Origin of the sequence: Trichocoleus sp. ST-U1, assembly GCF_039961835.1 — a bacterium.
Lineage (GTDB): Bacteria > Cyanobacteriota > Cyanobacteriia > Cyanobacteriales > FACHB-T130 > FACHB-T130.
In genome coordinates this window covers 1-15,357 of the sequence record NZ_JAMPJZ010000108.1, presented here as the reverse complement: position 1 = coordinate 15,357, position 15,357 = coordinate 1, and the positions used below count along the sequence as shown (strand labels likewise).

Sequence of the window (15,357 nt, the reverse complement as noted above, 5' to 3'; positions counted from 1 at the left end):
CTAATAAATCTCATAAGTCTCTTGTTTTCTTGACTTTTGTTTTAGCTTATTCTACTTTTTATTATGTGTAATTTATTTTACATAAGCACTTATACCTTGGCTAACTGCCGACGATAATTAGAATCGTAATCGTTCTGGGCTTGCTGCACACCTTCTCTAGCCTGTTCGCAGTTCCAAGGAGAGCCTACTTGATAGACACACCCACCAAATAAAAAAACTAAAAACAAAGCTCCAATAATTGCTTCGGGTGCCTGCTTGTTATTTACACTCATTTCATTTTTAAGCTTGTCATTGATAACTTCTTTTTCAATGACTTTTTCGGCAGACATTTCTATGGAAACTGTTTTTAGAAGAGCATTATTTTTCAGTAAGTCCGTATGTTCTTTATTGGCTGGGGTATCAGTAGGAGCTACAGGAGAACTTATAATAGATGATCCTGATAATTTTTCTCTTACTAGCTCACATTGTTGCACCCAATCTGAATCATCCTCGATTTCAAACTCTTGACTCCAAATCTGTGCATTAACAGTTGTCTGTCGCCCATAAACCTTGACTTTTTTGATGGATTCAGCACCCAAATTTTCTACTCCTTTTCGTAGAAATGCAACTAAAATATCCTGATTTAGCACTTGAGCAGATTCAACCATTATCTGCAAGCAACCATCTTTGATGTTTGCTTTAGCAGTAATCCCTTTAGGTTGTAACTGACGATTCATCATGGCAGCGATCGCTTGCGGATTTCCCTGCTTGGCAAGTTCTAGAATGTTCATGTCCTTTTGTCCTCATCTAAAAGCTCTACACATTTAGAGTTCCCAAGCGATTAGGTACTCCAACACCTCATGTCAAGGTTTCCTGACAAAAAAGCAAGAGTGGCTTAGTTCTCTTTTATTGCTTTTTGTAGAAAAAACTAAATTTAAATGATGAAACCCCTGCCCCATCAATAATCTGGCGCTCGAAAACTACTCAGCTTAGAAGAGTGATAAAAGAAAGAAAATACCCACAAACTTGGTTCCAGCAAAAGTTTGGCAGTAAATGGCTCCCTGAGGGGGAGTGAATAAATCCAAAAAAACCCGGTCGTCTTTGCTGAGATGACCGAGTCAAGATGCTATGCGTTTAATGAAGCTCGTTTTCAGGCGATCGCTTGTTATGCCAGGAAGCAACGCCGAATCGGATCGGTCATCTGTTCCTCAAACAAAGACAATCATTCGCCACGAAGTTTATTCACCGCCACTTTTTTGTCTCAAATGGTGAACGAGAGCATTTAACCCCAGGCGGTAACTCTCTGCACCAAAGCCGCTGATTTGTCCAATTGCAATGGGTGCGATATAAGAATGATGTCGGAAAGCTTCGCGTCGGTAAATATTACTCAGATGCACTTCTACAGTCGGAAGGTTAACAGCCGCGATCGCATCCCGTATCGCTACGCTGGTATGAGTATATGCCCCAGCGTTAATTAAAATTCCTTGGTGCTGCCCAACGGCATTCTGAATTGCATCCACTAAGACGCCTTCATGATTTGACTGTAAAGTAAAGACCTTACAGTCGAGCGTTTGCCCTTCTTGTTCTAACAGGCGATTAATCTCATCCAACGTCACAGAGCCATAAATCCCTGGTTCTCGGAGTCCCAATAGGTTTAAGTTTGGTCCGTGCAGCACCAGAACAGTAACTATGCCCAAGGTTTCAGCAGCAACTCAATAGACTAACTACGACGGCGCGACGCTCTCTCATTCACTGGAATTGGAATCAGTTCTGGTTCCGGCTCAGCTTCCGGTCCCAGGAGCGTTTCGATGAGCTTACGTGCCCATTCTTTGAGCTTTTCCAACACATTTTCTATATAGTCCATTGAATTGAAAACTCCTGCAATACAACCAGGATGAGTACTTAACAACAGGGCAAACGTGAGAGTTTATGAATCCTATTGTGGTTAAGATTTATTCTAACCCTAGCACATGGAGAAACAGGTGAGTAATCTCACTATGGATGTGTGTGACCGGGCGGCGTCTATCCGTCTTAAGACACATCCGCCGTTAATTTTTTCTTCAACATTGTTCGCCGCAGTTGGTCAAGGGCAATTGAAGCGCTGGCGTACCGAATCGAGTCTCGCTCTCGATTTTGACCCAGCTGGTGCTTAAAACTTTCTACCGTGTCATCCGGCCCCGCTAGACCAATATAGACTAATCCCACCGGCTTGGTTTCCGTACCACCTCCTGGCCCAGCAATCCCTGTGATACTGAGTCCCCAAGTGGTTGAGAGACGTGTTTTTACACCTACTGCCATTTGCTTGGCGACCGCGTCGCTCACCGCACCGACTTGGGCTAAGTCTTCTGGATTGACGCCCAAAAGGGAAATTTTCACCGAGTTGTCATAAGAAATGACGCCGCCCAAAAAATAATTGGAACTCCCGGCGACACTGGTTAGCATCTGCCCCAATCCTCCACCCGTACAGGATTCTGCCACCGAAAGCGTTTCCCCAGCTTCTTGCAACAAAAAGCCGACGACAGAAGCAAGGGTGTCAGTGTCAGTGCCGTAATAATCCAGCCCTCCTATCTGCCGCAGTTGTTGCGCCACTGGCTCAATCAGTCCTAGCGCTTCCGGTTCTGACGCCGCTCTTGCCGAGACTCGCAGCCGCACCTCTCCGTGAAGGGCGTAAGGAGCAACGGTGGGGTTAGGGAGGTCGAGGAACGGCGCGACTTTTTCAGCTAGAGCCGATTCCGAAATTCCCCAGAACTTTAACATCCGGCTGTAGATGATTTCTTTGCCCCAGCCTTGATTCTTGAGAAAGGGGACGGCGGTTTCCTGCCACATCCGCTTCATTTCTGAAGGGACGCCGGGGAAAGTCAAAATCGTCAGACCCGTGCGGGGTTGCCAGATAATGCCGGGGGCTGTACCGCCTGAATTGGGTAAAATTGAGGCGTCCTGGGGAATGAGCGCTTGTTTCCGATTGCTGGGGGTCATCTGACGCCCCCGCATAGCGTATTTGCGAGTAATGTCTTCGACGATTTCCGGTTGTTCTACCAAGGGAACGCCAAAAAAATCAGCGATCGCTTCCACGGTCAAGTCGTCGGGAGTGGGACCTAGACCGCCAGTAAAGATCAGCAGATGGGATCTCCCAGCAGCAATCTCCAACACCTGCTTGAGACGTCCAGGATTATCTCCCACCACCGTTTGATAGTAGTGGGGGATTCCCAGAGAGGCTAGTTGCTGCGCCAAAAATTGGGCGTTGCTATTGAGAATATCGCCGAGTAGCAGTTCTGTACCAACACAAATAATTTCAGCACTCATGCAAAAGTTTTTTATTTTTTAATTTTGTATTTTTCCTCATTCCTCACTCCTCATACGCGAATTTCGCCAAACTTGCCAGCTGGTATACCCCAACAACAACGTTGCACCCATCGCATAAGCAAGTCCGCTTGGTATTTTAGCCAGAGCCAGGGCTAAACTTCCCACCCAGAGCGTCAAAGCGTAGATAAACAAAACTATCAAACGTTGTGGCAGACCCGCTTGCAGCAGCCGATGATGCAGATGGAATTTATCGCCAATAAAAGGCGAATTGCCTCGCAACAGCCGTTGCACAATCACCGCTGACATATCCACAATTGGCACAGCCAGAATCAGGTAAGGCAGTAATACCGCAGTGACAGCAGTGCTTTTTACTAAGCCAATTACGCCGACACCAGCAAGGGTAAAGCCCATAAAATAGGCTCCCCCATCCCCCATAAAAATCTGAGCGGGGTTGAAATTATATCGAAGAAATCCCAATGAGCCACCGGCAAGCGCTGCGGCAATCAGTGCTGCCGCCGGTTGGTTCATAAACAAACTTACAATCAGCATCACCACGGCAGCGATGCCAGAAACACCGGCAGCTAGACCATCTAGACCATCAATCCAATTGATGGCATTAGTCAGACCGACCAGCCAAATGACGGTAATCGGCCAGCTAATTGTGTCTGGCAATGTGACCAGTCCAGCAAAGGGAACGGTGAGGAAGTCAATTTGGACGCCGAGGTGCCAAGCCCAGCTGGCAATGATAATTTGCAGAAACAGCCGCAAGAAAGGCGACAAACTAAACAAATCATCGGCTAAGCCAACCAGGAAAAAACCAAGACCACCCAAGATAACGCCCCAAACTTCTAGGGATTTCTCTGCGCTCAAAGCGCCAAATCCCCCGGTTCCCCAAACAATCAGTAGGGCGATAATGGTGCCTGCAAAGATAGAGACACCTCCCACCCGCACGATAGGATGCTTATGGACTTTGCGCTCACTGGGTAAATCAACCAGTCCCTTTTGGAGGCCAATTTTGTTCACAACGGGTGTTGCCCAGAGGACGACACAGGCAGATACGAGAAAGGCAACCAGGTGATACAGCTGGGGGGGCATCTGAAATTAAGTAGGGTACTAGACATCAGAAGGGAGAAATCAAAAAAAGCTGTTAGCTGATTGCTAATCGCTATTGATCTTTCATCCTTCAAAACAATCGTCAGGCAGAGTCTACTACATTTCAGACGGGAAGAGGCAGAGGGGGATGGGGAATTAAGCGAGGGAATGGGGAGTAGGGGCATAGTAAGGGCGGCTATGCCCCTGCGATTCTATGCCAAGGCTGGTACGGGAATTGTCAGGTGGGGGTACAGGGGGAAGCGATCGCATAATGCTGCCACTCGCCGCCGACATTCCGCCGCCACTGCTTCCTCTTCTGGATTCAGGAGCCGTTCGGCAATAATATCCCCGATTTCTGTAAATTCACCAGTAGACATCCCGCGCGTCGTCATCGCTGGCGAACCCAGCCGCAAGCCACTGGTTACGAATGGCGACTCTGGATCGAAGGGTACGGTATTTTTATTCGCGGTAATGTTCACTCCGCTCACTAGCTGATCTGCTCGCTTGCCAGTCATGCTGATAGAGCGCAAGTCTACTAGCATCAAGTGATTGTCAGTCCCGTCAGAAACAATCTTGAAGCCGCGTTTTTGCAACTGAGTTGCCAACGCACGAGCATTTTCAATTACTTGCGCCGAATAAGTTTTAAACGCGGGTTGCAGTGCTTCCCCAAATGCCACCGCCTTAGCGGCAATGACGTGTTCTAAGGGACCCCCTTGAGTACCGGGGAACACGGCTTTATCTAGTTGCTTGCCGAGTTCTGGGTCGCTGGTCATAATTAAGCCACCTCTAGGACCGCGCAGGGTCTTGTGGGTAGTGGTGGTGACGACGTGGCAGTGGGGTAGAGGATTGGGGTGATGGCCTGTGGCAACTAAACCCGCAATATGGGCGATATCCGCTAATAGATAAGCTCCGACTTCATCAGCGATCGCGCGGAATTTCTCAAAGTCAATGATGCGCGGATAAGCTGAATAGCCGCAAATGATTAACTTAGGACGGTGTTGTAGCGCCAAATCCCGGATCTGATCGTAGTCTAGCTGCTCGGTTTCCTGACTGACTCCATAGTGGCAAACCTTAAACCACTTCCCCGAGACATTTACTGGCGAACCGTGGGTTAAATGCCCCCCGTGGGACAAATCCATCCCCATAATCGTGTCTCCTGGCTGCAACAGGGTCAAGAAAACGGCAAAATTCGCCTGCGCCCCCGAATGCGGTTGCACGTTCGCGTGAGCCGCTCCAAATAGCTGTTTGGCGCGGTCAATCGCCAATTGCTCAATTTTGTCGATAAAGTCACAGCCGCCGTAATAGCGTTTCCCCGGCAAACCTTCGGCATACTTATTTGTTAATACCGAGCCTTGTGCTGCCAGCACTGCTGCGGAGGTAAAGTTTTCACTGGCAATTAGCTCCAAGTGGGCGCGTTGGCGCTGGAGTTCTTCGTGGACAAAGCTGGCAACGGTAGGATCGGTTTCGGCTAGAAAGTCTAAGTTTGTTTTACTCACAAAGTGAACCCCTAGAAATAGTGTCAGTCTTCCTTTCAAACTTTGATTCGGGTGCGCTTTCGGTCAACGCCATGTCCGCGCTACTAGCCCAGGTCAGTATTTTCGGGAGTCTTCAATCTTAACGCTGTTGGAGTCGTGTCTCTACCCAACTTTTCTGTTAACACTTGAAGCGAACAATTTTTGGCAACCTTTCATCCAAACTAGCTAACCTGGCGCAGTATGCAATTTTGCTGTATTTCTCTCGCCCATTCATAAGGGGCTAGAGGCTCTGGAAAAATTTGCTTGACATTTGATCGCCAACCCCGGATAAATTGGGGTTTAGAAAAAGTTGCCCATGATGTTAACCATACCCACTTGGCAACCGATGCGATCGCAAACTGCAAGACTTTAGAGGGATTAGACGCCCATACTGTTCAGCTCCCAAAGTTAGGTGCCAAATTTATTTTCTGCCCTCCTCTCTTCCCACACGCGCAAAGCGTTGCTTTAGTAACCATCCTCACTCCTACTTTTAGGAGAGGACATTAAGCTGTATGTTAATTTACCATATCTCGCCGAAAACCTGACCTAGAATGGATGCGGGCGAATTAAAGCTCTCGTGGAGGTATTAAATGTTAGTCATTCTTACGGATGAGCAGATACTCTCCCCCAAACAAGTTTGTCAGACCTGTTTACTTGCCGATCAAAGTGGTCAACCCCGCTGGCGTCAGGGGCAGCTCCGCTGCGCTCAAGCGATTCACAAGCTTACCGAAAATCAACCCGATCAATACGAGTGTCTTATGGGCTTCCGGATTGCCAATATTGAGTAATCTCGTTTTGCTCAAGTTTATTTTCTGAAGTTTAAAGCCTGCTGAGGTGCTATCTGCGATTTGGGGCTTAATGGCGATCGCTACTTTCTCTGACAAACAAGAGTGCGCCTACGCTATAGGCTCCTTGTCTTTGATGAGGCACGTCTGACCTAGGGGTGTCCTGGTTGACATCGCATCTGCGTTATCCTGAACTTAGTAATAACTGGCGATAAATATATTATTTCAGGAGAACGCACGATGACTTGGCGTGGTTCAGCAACAGCGAAAGACAGGGTTTTCGCTTGCCTTCCTTATTTACTCCCTTTGCTTTCTGTGCTTCCTTTTGGGGCGTACCTGTTTAGACAGTTTCCTGTCTTAGCACTGATTTTATTGCCGCTACAACCGTTGCTAGCAATTTACAGTATACCGTTTGCCAGTTTAATCATTTTCTTTGTCTTGTTCTTAGGCGTAGTTAGAAACGAAAAGATTAGCCATTTCATTCGTTTTAACACCATGCAGGCACTCTTAATAGACATTGCTCTATTTTTGTGTACTATGGCATTGCAAATTTTGACTCCAGCGCTAGGAACTGGCTTGGTAGGACAAACGCTGTTTAATGTTGTTTTTCTAGGAACGCTTGCTGCCTGCGCCTATTCAGTTGTTCAGTCTGTGATAGGACGTTACGCAGAAATTCCTGGGATTTCAGAGGCAGTTTACAGCCAAGTTCCCTAGTTTCTTGCCGCAGGCAGAATCTTCGTTAGGGCGCGGCTGGTGTGGGACGTGACACAATCGTGTTTTCCATGTGACCGATGCCTTCAATTTCGATGCGAACGCGATCGCCCACTTGCATAGGGCCAATCCCTTGGGGCGTTCCAGTCAGCACCACGTCTCCCGGTAACAGCGTCATCACCTGAGAGATGTAAGACACTAGAAAATCGGGCGCAAACACCATCTGATTAATGAGTGCTGACTGCACCGGCTGGGGGTCGTCGTTCAGAAAAGTTTGCAAGCGGGCAGCCGGACTCAACTCACGGACGATCCACGGCCCCAAAGGACAAAAAGTATCAAATCCTTTTGCCCGCGTCCATTGAAGATCCTGCTTTTGTAAATCGCGGGCGGTAACATCATTGGCAATGGTGTAACCCCAAATTTTAGTTTGTGCCTCTTCTGGCGTACAGCAATAAACGCGATCGCCAATGATTAAAGCTAATTCGCCCTCGTAGTCTACTCGCTGTGACTGCGGGGGGTAGTGAATTTCTGTCCCCGCTGCGGTTACAGACGTTGGCGGCTTGAGAAATAGTAACGGTTCTTTTGGCACATCCGTCCCCATTTCAGCGGCGTGGCTGGCATAATTTTTGCCCACCGCGATAATTTTAGACGGGGCACAAGGAGCCAGAATTTGATAAGTATCGGGTTCTAACTGCAAATCCGTAGGTTGCCCGTGTAACCAGGGAGGCGCATCAAGCACCTGAACGCCTCGGCTTAGTTGCAATAAACCGTAGTAAGTCTGTCCTTTTGCGGTTCGGACTCGGACGTAGCGCTGCGCCATAATGTTGACTGCTATTTGATTATGCTGATGTGTGGTCTGGACGTTGAGGTGAATTTACCCTGGTAACTTTGTACAATTGATGGACTGGTAGTAAGATTTTAATTCCTTGCTTCTTCATCTTTAGACGCTATAGGCTAGCGAGTTGAGATTTTCAAGGTGCGACTTCCATTCCCAATCCCAAACTTCCTAGTCCCAGTGCTAGAAGAAGCCGTCTTGTCCATAAGGAGATTAACAGCAATGCAGATCGTTTACGAAACTATGTACATCCTCCGTCCCGATTTGACCGAGGAACAAGTAAACTTGGCGATCGCCAAGTATCAAGGTATCTTGAGCGACAATGGGGCACACGACATCGAAATCCAGCATCGGGGTCGGCGGCGTCTAGCTCAAGATATCGGCAAGCATCGGGAAGGCATTTATGTCCAGATGAATTACCAATGCAATGGCAGCCAGATAGCGCCGATGGAACGGGCAATGCGTCTGTCGGAAGAAGTCATCCGCTACCTCACCATCAAGCAGGAAGTGCGCGAACCGAAGCCAGAGCCAGTTGAGGCAGAAGCAGTCAGTTAAGTGCGATTGGGGTGGAGTTTCTCCGCCCTTGTTGAGTCGCAAGGTGGACTTTCGTCCCACCCTCCATTCCTTCCCTCACACCAGGGAGGGAATTTTTTTTTATTCGCAATCTAGCAATGAGCCATTGACTCCAGATTGTTATACTGACGTGTGAGACACGGTATTCGACTGAGATTCGTTTTATAAAATGCAGCCTACTGACCCTGCCAAGTTTACTGAGAAAGCCTGGGAAGCCATCATCAAATCTCAAGATGTGGCGCGTCGATTCAAAAATCAGCAGCTAGAGGTAGAGCATTTAACGATCGCGCTTCTGGAAGAAGAAGAAGGGCTGACAAATCGGATTTTGAGTCGAGTCAATGTGGACATCCAGGCGTTAAAGTCGCAACTCGAAGCCTTCACCCAACGCCAGCCCAAAGTCGCTGTCGTTGACCAGTTGTACCTGGGGAGGGGCTTAGATGTCATGTTAGACCGAGCTGAAGCCTCACGAACTACCTTGCAGGACGAATTCATCTCGGTAGAACATCTATTAGTCGGCTTCGTCGAAGATGACCGCATCGGACGCCGGTTGCTCAAAAGCTTCAACTTCGATCGGCAAAAGCTAGAAGCAACGATCAAAGAGGTTCGGGGTACGCAGAAAGTAAAAGACCAAAATCCAGAGGCTCGCTATGAAGCCTTGGAAAAGTACGGGCGCGACCTGACAGAAACAGCCAAATCCGGTAAGTTAGACCCCGTAATTGGGCGAGATGAGGAAATTCGCCGCGTGGTGCAGGTGCTATCTCGCCGGAGTAAGAACAACCCCGTTTTGATTGGGGAACCAGGAGTAGGTAAGACAGCGATCGCAGAAGGGTTAGCCCAGCGCATCATCAACGGCGATGTACCTGAATCTTTGAAGAACCGCCGCCTAATTGCCCTGGATATGGGGAGTCTGATTGCGGGAGCCAAATATCGGGGAGAATTTGAAGACCGCCTCAGATCGGTGCTAAAAGAAGTCATCGATTCAGTCGGTCAGATTGTCCTCTTTATTGATGAGATGCACACGGTGGTTGGTGCTGGTGCCACTCAAGGGGCAATGGATGCGAGTAACTTGCTCAAACCGATGCTGGCGCGGGGAGAACTGCGTTGCATTGGGGCGACGACCCTAGACGAGTACCGCAAGCACATTGAAAAAGATGCGGCACTCGAACGCCGGTTTCAACAAGTCTATGTTAATCAGCCCAGCGTAGAAGACACGGTTTCGATTCTGCGGGGGCTGAAAGAACGTTACGAAGTCCACCACGGCGTGAAGATTACCGATTCTGCCTTAGTTGCCGCCGCCAGCTTGAGCGATCGCTACATCACCGAGCGGTTTTTGCCAGATAAAGCAATTGACTTGGTCGATGAAGCTGCTGCCAAGCTGAAAATGGAGATTACGTCCAAGCCGGTAGAACTAGAGGCAATTGACCGACGGGTGATGCAGCTAGAGATGGAAAAGCTCTCCCTGCAAGGAGAAGGTCAACGGACGGGTTTAACAACCGTTGTGGGTGCCTTCCGTTCTTCTCAAGAGCGTTTAGAGCGTATTGAACAAGAGATTGCCTCCCTGAGCGAAAAACAAGTTCAACTCAGTTCCCAGTGGCAATCAGAAAAACAGCTCTTAGAAGACATTAACGCAGTGAAGGAGGAAGAAGATAAACTCCGGGTGCAAATAGAGCAGGCAGAACGCGCCTACGACCTTAACAAAGCTGCTCAGCTGAAGTATGGACGGTTGGAGGTTTTAGGACGCGACCGGGAAGCCAAAGAAGCCCAACTGTTGGAACTGCAATCTCGCGGTGCTGCCTTGCTGCGGGAAGAGGTACGCGAAGACGATATCGCCGAAATTGTCGCTAAATGGACGGGTATCCCAGTCAACCGCCTGCTAGAGTCGGAACGGCAAAAGCTACTCCAGCTTGAATCTCATCTCCACGAACGGGTGATCGGTCAGCAAGAAGCCGTTGCCGCCGTTTCCGCTGCCATCCGTCGCACCCGTGCGGGGATGAAAGATCCCAGTCGTCCGATCGGTTCTTTCCTGTTCATGGGGCCAACAGGGGTGGGCAAAACCGAGCTAGCCCGTGCCTTAGCTCAGTTCCTGTTTGACAGCGAGGACGCCCTGGTACGGATTGATATGTCCGAGTACATGGAAAAACACGCTGTCTCTCGCCTCGTAGGTGCCCCTCCAGGGTACGTCGGTTACGAAGAAGGCGGTCAACTGTCTGAGGCAATTCGCCGTCGCCCCTATTCGGTCGTGCTGCTGGATGAAGTGGAAAAAGCCCACCGCGATGTGTTCAACATCTTGCTGCAAGTGCTGGATGATGGAAGAATTACCGATTCCCAAGGCAGGACGGTAGATTTCCGGAATACGGTGATTGTGATGACAAGTAACATCGGCAGCGAGCATATTCTCGATCTGGGGGGGAACGAGGACCAGTACGAATTGATGCAGAAGAAAGTAACGGATGCTTTGCGATCGCATTTCCGCCCCGAATTCCTCAATCGCGTGGACGACATTATTCTCTTCCACCGGCTGGAACGTTCGGAACTGCGCCAGATTGTTAGTATTCAAATCAAACAGATTGAGAAGCTGCTAGCCGATCAAAAAATCACCATCGAACTCTCGGCATCTGCCCAAGACCACTTGGCGGAAGTTGGCTACGATCCGATCTATGGTGCCCGTCCTCTCAAACGCGCCATTCAGCGTGAATTGCAAAATACCCTCGCCACAGCGCTGCTAGAAAATACCTTCGTGAGTGGCGACACCATCTTGGTTGATTGTGTGGACAATACGCTGACTTTCAGCAAAAAACAGTCCCTCAGCCTCCTTGAAGCTCAAATCATTTAACAATCATCAGTAGAGACGTTGCCTCTAAACGTCTCTACTGTTAGTCTGAAAGCAATACAACAGCCAAAATTGATGCGACAACGCCAAGAACATATCCGTGGACTTTACTGTAGCCATTTGCACATATAACGGTGCAGAACGTCTGCCCGAAGTTCTAGATCAACTGCTTCATCAAGTTGGTACAGAGGATATTGACTGGGAAGTGCTAGTTGTTGACAACAACAGCAATGACGATACTGCTGCTGTCGTTGCTCGCTATGCAACCAATTGGCGTCAAGATAGCCAGTTGAGGTATATTTTTGAAGCCAAACAAGGCGCTGCCTATGCGCGATATCGAGCCGTACAGGAAGCTAGAAGCAGCGACTTGATTGGATTTTTGGATGATGATAATCTACCAGCAGATAACTGGATAGCCGAAGCTTATCGCTTTGGTAGCGATCGCCCTCAAGTGGGAGCCTATGGTGGCATTATTCATGCCAAACTCGATGAACTACCACCCCCCTACTTTGAGCAAATAAAAGGGTATCTTACTATCTATAACCGAGGTGCAACGCCTTTTCACTACAAGCGTTCCGATAAACCGCGCCGAATTCCTGCTGCACCCGGTTCAGTCATCCGGAAGCAGGCATGGCAAGACGCCGTTCCTCCTCCAGAAAAACTCCTAATACCTGGCAGAGACGAGAAAACAATGGCTGCCGGAGAAGATGCCGAAATAATGTTCTATATTCAAAATAGTAAGTGGGAAGTTTGGCACAATCCCAAAATGGAGATTTGGCATCATATTCCCCCATATCGATTAGAACAAGCCTATCTACTCAGACTGGCTCATGGATATGGCCTTTCCAATCATCTCACGCGAGTCACTCGGTTTTATCGATGGCAGCGTCCCTTCCTACCTTTTTTGATACCATTTTTTACATTACGCAATAGCTTAAAGGTATTAATTTACTACCTAAAAAATAAAAATTCTCTACCCAATAATATTGTGCAAGCTTGTGAATTTCAGTCCCAATTAGGGCAACTTTATAGCCCTTTTTTAGTAATATATAAAAAATTGCCAGTCAAAGGTTTTATTAACGTAAAGGTAAATTTTGAACAAAGTCAATGAAGATAGCATACGCTACTCACTATGATATTTTTAATAACCGTACTTGGCCTCGCAACTTAATTGGGCACTGTGGCACTAATTACTACAAAGCGAAAGCTCTGGAAAGACAATTGGGAACGATAGAGTATATTGGTCCTCTTGAGGAGATGTACTCCCCCTCTTTAAAATTATTATCTAAGGCAAAGAATCGCTGGCATAAGCATCTATCTAAACAAATATATTTTCCTTGGGCAGAACCCGTTGTTAATCAAGGCTATGCATGCCAAATTGCCCAAAAAATTCTCCGAGCTAATCCCGAAATCGTTTTATGTCCAGACATCAATTTAATTTCTTATCTTGACTGTAAGCAACCCACTGTAGTTTGGACAGATGCTTCTTACGCTGGATTGATGAACTTTTATAGTGAGTTTAGTAACCTGTGTAGCGAAACCACCCAGCAATTAACTACTATGGATAAACTTACTTTAGATAAATGCAGTTTAGCTATATTCTCCTCCGACTGGGCTGCTCAGACTGTAATTAATACTTATCAAGTTGACTCTTCTAAAGTCAAAGTGATTCCGTCAGGAGCAAATGTTGAGTGTGATAGAACCTTAGACGATATCAAGGAGATTATTGAATCTCGACCCTTGGATAAATGCAAGCTCCTGTTTTTAGGCGTGGATTGGTTTAGAAAAGGTGGGAACATAGCTTTAGAAGTAGCTAGCAAATTGAATAAAAGCGGGTTGAATGTTGAATTAACAATAGTTGGATGCCAGCCTTTTAAAGATAGTTCTGCTCCTGATTTTGTTGTTAATCTTGGCTTTATTAGTAAATCAACAGCGGCGGGATTAAATAAAATTAGTAAGTTGATAGCTGAATCTCATCTATTAATTGTGCCTTCACAAGCAGAAGCTTATGGCAACGTCTTCTGCGAGGCAAACTCCTATGGAGTGCCTTGTATATCTACCAATGTAGGCGGCATACCAACAGTAATCAAAGATGATGTAAATGGAAAACTTTTTTCAATAACCGGCAGTATTCAAGAATATTGCACCTATATTTATACTTTGTTTAGAAATTATGGAGCTTATAAAAAGTTAGCTTTATCTTCATTTAATGAGTATCAAACTCGTTTAAATTGGTCAGCAACCGCCCAGTCAGCACAAAAGCTGTTTATGGACTTAATTAATTAAGTATAATTACTCGTTATGAAGCTCGCTTATGCTACAACTTATGATGTCTTTAATAGCTTGACTTGGACTAAGTCTCAATTAGGACTGTGTGGTGCTGGAGCCAGCATAGCAAAAGCTTTAAAAAATCAATCTATTGACCTGGAATACTTTGGACCTTTAAATAAGAAAAAATCGGTAATTACTAAAGCTAAGTGGAGTTTATATCGAAACTTTTTTAAAAAAGATTACTACCGCTGGGCAGAGCCATTAGTGCTTAAGGATTATGCATATCAGATATCTGAAAAACTATCTAAATTTAACTCAGACATAGTGCTTTGTCCGGAAAATGCAGTGCCGATTGCTTATCTGGAATGTAAGCAACCAGTCGTTCTGTGGACAGATTCAACACTGGCAGGTTTGATTAATTTTTATCCTTATTTGAGCAACTTGTGTAAGGAAACCAAAGAAAATATATATTTAATGGAACAATCTGCATTGAATAAATGCGAGTTAGTAATTCTCGCGTCAGAATGGGCTGCTCAAACAGCCATTGATATCTATGGAATAAATCCTTCTAAAGTAAAAGTAGTTCCTTGGGGAGCTAATGTAACATGTAATAGAACAATTGATGATATCGACAATGCTATAAAAGCAAGAAGTACAACTCGTTGCAAATTATTATTTATTGGTGTGGAGTGGCTTAGAAAAGGAGGAAATGTTGCTTTAGAAGTTGCTAAAGAACTAAATCGAATGGGTCTAAAAACTCAACTTCAAGTAGTTGGATGCCAGCCGAAGATTAATGAGTCTGAACTCAGTTTTGTTAGCATTAAAGGATTTATTGATAAATCAACGAGTGAGGGTTTAAATGAATTCAATAGACTAATGGCTGAATCCCACTTTCTAATTTTGCCTACTTTAGCAGACTGCTCTCCCCACGTTTTAATTGAAGCAAATTCGTTTGGGGTACCTTGTTTAACCACAAATACTGGTGGTATACCAACTATCATTAAAAATGATTTCAACGGGAAAAGTTTTGAAGTAGATGCTAATATTGCTGATTATTGTAACTATATTGTATCCAAACTAGAAAATTATATTGACTATGAACGCTTAGCTGTCTCATCATTCAACGAGTATCAAGATAGACTTAATTGGAATATTTCTGCTCAAGCCGTAAAAAAACTATTAATTAAGTTAAGAAAATAGAACATATTTCTATTTTTTTCTGAATTTTTGGGGAATTATACTCCGATGAGTAGGAAAGCTAGCTTTTAGAGCTTTATTAAAAAAATAGAAACTTGTAGAGCTTTTTAGTCTTCAATAGCTTAAAGTTAAGTTTCTACTAGTATAGATAAAGTGGTAGTGCTAAAGAAGTAATGATGCATTGTAATGATGGATGAAGTACCAAATTGCGCCAAGGTGATTCTCTAATGACTTTGAAAACGACAGGGTTTTGCGGACTAATCGAGA

The 15,357-nt window shown here is 46.1% G+C and carries 15 protein-coding genes and 1 pseudogene; 8 read left to right on the top strand and 8 right to left on the bottom strand.

What is annotated here, in order from left to right:
* Positions 1 to 89 precede the first annotated feature (89 nt).
* The 6 genes from NDA06_RS24075 to glyA all read right to left on the bottom strand — a co-directional run bounded on the left by NDA06_RS24075 (position 90) and on the right by glyA (position 5,870).
* Positions 90 to 770 carry a hypothetical protein gene (locus NDA06_RS24075; protein ID WP_190987176.1) on the bottom strand — a complete coding sequence of 227 codons (681 nt, stop codon included), beginning with the start codon at positions 768 to 770 and terminating at the stop codon, positions 90 to 92.
* A gap of 447 nt (positions 771 to 1,217) precedes the next feature.
* On the bottom strand, positions 1,218 to 1,676 hold the full coding sequence (aroQ, locus tag NDA06_RS24070; protein ID WP_190410627.1) for a type II 3-dehydroquinate dehydratase: 459 nt from the start codon (positions 1,674 to 1,676) through the stop codon (positions 1,218 to 1,220).
* A gap of 23 nt (positions 1,677 to 1,699) precedes the next feature.
* Positions 1,700 to 1,843 carry a hypothetical protein gene (locus NDA06_RS24065; RefSeq protein ID WP_190530292.1) on the bottom strand — a complete coding sequence of 48 codons (144 nt, stop codon included), beginning with the start codon at positions 1,841 to 1,843 and terminating at the stop codon, positions 1,700 to 1,702.
* Between the two features lie 167 nt (positions 1,844 to 2,010).
* Positions 2,011 to 3,282 carry a competence/damage-inducible protein A gene (locus NDA06_RS24060; RefSeq protein WP_190533487.1) on the bottom strand — a complete coding sequence of 424 codons (1,272 nt, stop codon included), beginning with the start codon at positions 3,280 to 3,282 and terminating at the stop codon, positions 2,011 to 2,013.
* A 36-nt stretch (positions 3,283 to 3,318) separates the two neighbouring features.
* Positions 3,319 to 4,377, bottom strand: a complete 1,059-nt coding sequence (locus tag NDA06_RS24055) for an MraY family glycosyltransferase (RefSeq protein WP_190410630.1) — start codon at positions 4,375 to 4,377, stop codon at positions 3,319 to 3,321.
* Positions 4,378 to 4,586: 209 nt separating this feature from the next.
* Positions 4,587 to 5,870: a serine hydroxymethyltransferase gene (glyA, locus tag NDA06_RS24050; protein ID WP_190675215.1), complete on the bottom strand. Its 1,284-nt coding sequence runs from the start codon at positions 5,868 to 5,870 to the stop codon at positions 4,587 to 4,589.
* A gap of 282 nt (positions 5,871 to 6,152) precedes the next feature.
* Between glyA and NDA06_RS24045 the strand changes: the two genes are divergently transcribed.
* From NDA06_RS24045 to NDA06_RS24035, 3 genes are all read left to right on the top strand, one after another.
* Positions 6,153 to 6,395, top strand: a complete 243-nt coding sequence (locus NDA06_RS24045) for a hypothetical protein (RefSeq protein ID WP_190987175.1) — start codon at positions 6,153 to 6,155, stop codon at positions 6,393 to 6,395.
* A gap of 83 nt (positions 6,396 to 6,478) precedes the next feature.
* On the top strand, positions 6,479 to 6,676 hold the full coding sequence (locus tag NDA06_RS24040) for a hypothetical protein (RefSeq protein WP_190410633.1): 198 nt from the start codon (positions 6,479 to 6,481) through the stop codon (positions 6,674 to 6,676).
* A gap of 237 nt (positions 6,677 to 6,913) precedes the next feature.
* A complete protein-coding gene (locus NDA06_RS24035; protein WP_190410634.1) occupies positions 6,914 to 7,387 on the top strand; it encodes a Tic20 family protein in 474 nt (157 codons plus the stop codon).
* Between the two features lie 25 nt (positions 7,388 to 7,412).
* Here the strand turns inward: NDA06_RS24035 and NDA06_RS24030 are convergent, their stop codons facing one another.
* Positions 7,413 to 8,204 carry a fumarylacetoacetate hydrolase family protein gene (locus NDA06_RS24030; protein ID WP_190533481.1) on the bottom strand — a complete coding sequence of 264 codons (792 nt, stop codon included), beginning with the start codon at positions 8,202 to 8,204 and terminating at the stop codon, positions 7,413 to 7,415.
* A gap of 237 nt (positions 8,205 to 8,441) precedes the next feature.
* Here NDA06_RS24030 and rpsF point away from each other — a divergent pair, with 237 nt between their 5' ends.
* From rpsF to NDA06_RS24005, 5 genes are all read left to right on the top strand, one after another.
* Positions 8,442 to 8,774, top strand: a complete 333-nt coding sequence (rpsF, locus tag NDA06_RS24025) for a 30S ribosomal protein S6 (RefSeq protein WP_190410636.1) — start codon at positions 8,442 to 8,444, stop codon at positions 8,772 to 8,774.
* A 187-nt stretch (positions 8,775 to 8,961) separates the two neighbouring features.
* Positions 8,962 to 11,625 carry an ATP-dependent chaperone ClpB gene (clpB, locus tag NDA06_RS24020; protein ID WP_190530305.1) on the top strand — a complete coding sequence of 888 codons (2,664 nt, stop codon included), beginning with the start codon at positions 8,962 to 8,964 and terminating at the stop codon, positions 11,623 to 11,625.
* A 97-nt stretch (positions 11,626 to 11,722) separates the two neighbouring features.
* The gene (hpsE, locus tag NDA06_RS24015) at positions 11,723 to 12,733 is read left to right on the top strand and encodes a hormogonium polysaccharide biosynthesis glycosyltransferase HpsE (protein ID WP_190987167.1); all 1,011 of its coding nucleotides are present in this window, start codon (positions 11,723 to 11,725) and stop codon (positions 12,731 to 12,733) included.
* Complete coding sequence (locus NDA06_RS24010; protein ID WP_190987166.1) at positions 12,730 to 13,908, top strand: glycosyltransferase family 4 protein; 1,179 nt, start codon at positions 12,730 to 12,732, stop codon at positions 13,906 to 13,908. The genes hpsE and NDA06_RS24010 overlap by 4 nt, the downstream gene beginning before the upstream one ends.
* Positions 13,909 to 13,923: 15 nt before the next feature.
* On the top strand, positions 13,924 to 15,093 hold the full coding sequence (locus NDA06_RS24005; protein ID WP_190987165.1) for a glycosyltransferase family 4 protein: 1,170 nt from the start codon (positions 13,924 to 13,926) through the stop codon (positions 15,091 to 15,093).
* A gap of 159 nt (positions 15,094 to 15,252) precedes the next feature.
* Here NDA06_RS24005 and NDA06_RS24000 read toward each other — a convergent pair.
* Positions 15,253 to 15,357: pseudogene (locus tag NDA06_RS24000) on the bottom strand (IS1 family transposase); the annotation flags it as partial.